The following is a 277-nucleotide window of genomic DNA, read 5'->3' as shown; positions in this document are numbered from 1 at the left end:
ACCATCCATCACCTCAAGCGTCGTGCCGGCGTAATCAACGAACATGCGCTCGCCAGCGACGTGGCTCTGTCGCATAGTCGGCGACAGCCGCGCCGCCCAGGCGCCATAGAGCTCACAGTAGCGGCTGATATGTAATCGTGAACATACCAGCCGGTTCAAGGAACTGTACGACAAAGGCGGCGAGCTGGCGCTTGCCGAGATCAGCCGGAAGAAGCCGATCCTCAAGAACCGTGTCGCGCCTGAGATCGAAGCGGCAGTGGTGGCGCTGGCGATCGAA

The 277-nt window shown here is 61.0% G+C and carries 1 pseudogene; it reads left to right on the top strand.

What is annotated here, in order from left to right:
• Positions 1 to 145: 145 nt before the first annotated feature.
• Positions 146 to 277, top strand: a pseudogene (locus C7G61_RS43645) (IS481 family transposase); the annotation flags it as partial.

This window comes from Bradyrhizobium algeriense (assembly GCF_003062295.1).
In the GTDB taxonomy this organism is placed as follows: Bacteria; Pseudomonadota; Alphaproteobacteria; order Rhizobiales; family Xanthobacteraceae; genus Bradyrhizobium; species Bradyrhizobium algeriense.
The sequence above is the reverse complement of the archived record's forward strand: the minus strand, read 5'-3'. Positions and strand labels throughout refer to the sequence as shown.